Origin of the sequence: Pseudomonas citronellolis (assembly GCF_029335315.1) — a bacterium.
Classification (GTDB): Bacteria; Pseudomonadota; Gammaproteobacteria; order Pseudomonadales; family Pseudomonadaceae; genus Pseudomonas; species Pseudomonas citronellolis_A.
Genome location: NZ_JARJLT010000315.1, coordinates 1 through 1447 on the forward strand (window position 1 = coordinate 1; position 1447 = coordinate 1447).

The window sequence follows — 1447 nt, forward strand, 5'->3', positions numbered from 1 at the left end:
GGTCAGCTTGGCGACCGCGCGTTCCAGGCGATCCAAGCCTTCGTCGATGTCGGCGTCGGCGATCACCAGGCTGGGCGCGAAGCGCACCACGTCCGGGCCGGCCTGCAGGATCATCAGGCCTTCGCGCTCGGCGGCGTTGAAGACGTCCTTGGCCTTGCCCTTCCAGGCGTCGGAAAGCACCGCGCCGATCAGCAGGCCGAGGCCGCGGACCTGGGTGAAGATGCCGTACTCCTGGCCGATCTTCTCCAGGCGCGCCTTGAAGCGCTCGTGCTTGGCGCGCACGCCTTCGAGCACTTCGGGCGTATTGATCACGTCGAAGGCCGCACCGGACACCGCGCAGGCCAGCGGGTTGCCGCCGTAGGTGGTGCCGTGGGTGCCGACGACCAGGTGCTCGGCGATCTTCGCGGTGGTCAGCATGGCGCCGATCGGGAAGCCGCCGCCCAGGCTCTTGGCGCTGGAGAGGATGTCCGGGACCACGCCGTAGTGCTGGTAGGCGTAAAGGTAGCCGGTACGGCCGAAGCCGCTCTGCACTTCGTCGAAGATCAGCAGCGCGCCGTTGTCGTCGCACAGCTTGCGCACGCCTTCCAGGTAGGCCTTGTCGGCCGGCAGCACGCCGCTCTCGCCCTGCACCGGCTCGATGATCACGGCGCAGGTCTTGTCGGAGATGGCCGCCTTCAGCGCGTCCAGGTCGTTGAACGGGATGTGGGTGATGCCTTCGACCTTCGGCCCGAAGCCGTCGGAGTACTTGGCCTGGCCGCCGACGTTGACGGTGAACAGGGTGCGGCCGTGGAAGCTGTTGACCATCGAGATGATCTCGTACTTCTGCGCGCCATGGACGTCGTGGGCGTAGCGGCGCGCCAGCTTGAGCGCGGCCTCGTTGGCCTCGGCGCCGGAGTTGGCGAAGAACACCCGCTCGGCGAAGGTGGCGTCGATCAGCTTCTGCGCCAGGCGCAGGGCCGGCTCGTTGGTGAACACGTTGGACACGTGCCAGATCTGGTTGGCCTGCTCGGTCAGCGCGCCGACCAGCGCCGGGTGGCAGTGGCCCAGGGAGTTCACGGCGATGCCGCCGGCGAAATCCACCAGCTCGCGGCCGCTCTGGTCCCAGACTCGCGAACCCTGCCCACGCACCGGAATGAAAGCGGCCGGGGAGTAGTTGGGGACCATCACCTGGTCGAAGTCGGAGCGTTGAACCTGAGCGTGCGGAGCGGACATCGGTGTTCTCCTGCCTGGCAAGGCGGCTATCGATGGAAGGATTGTAGGGACGAAAAACCGGTTGGCATTGTCGCCAAGCGACAACTTCTTATAGCGCCAACCCGTGGATTTCCGAGGCTTTCGGAAATGCGACAGAAAGCGTCGGTAAGGCGCAGTGTAAAGCCAGGGCGGGCGCGGGGGTACAAGGCGCAGGGGGAATTTGTTCGATGGTCGGACGGGGAAGGTTGGGTGGGGT

At 66.3% G+C, this 1447-nt stretch carries 1 protein-coding gene; it reads right to left on the bottom strand.

Annotated elements, in window-relative coordinates; genetic code table 11:
- A partial coding sequence (locus P3W75_RS23645) for an aspartate aminotransferase family protein (RefSeq protein WP_276229748.1) occupies positions 1-1212 on the bottom strand: 1212 nt, incomplete at its 3' end.
- Positions 1213-1447 lie beyond the last annotated feature (235 nt).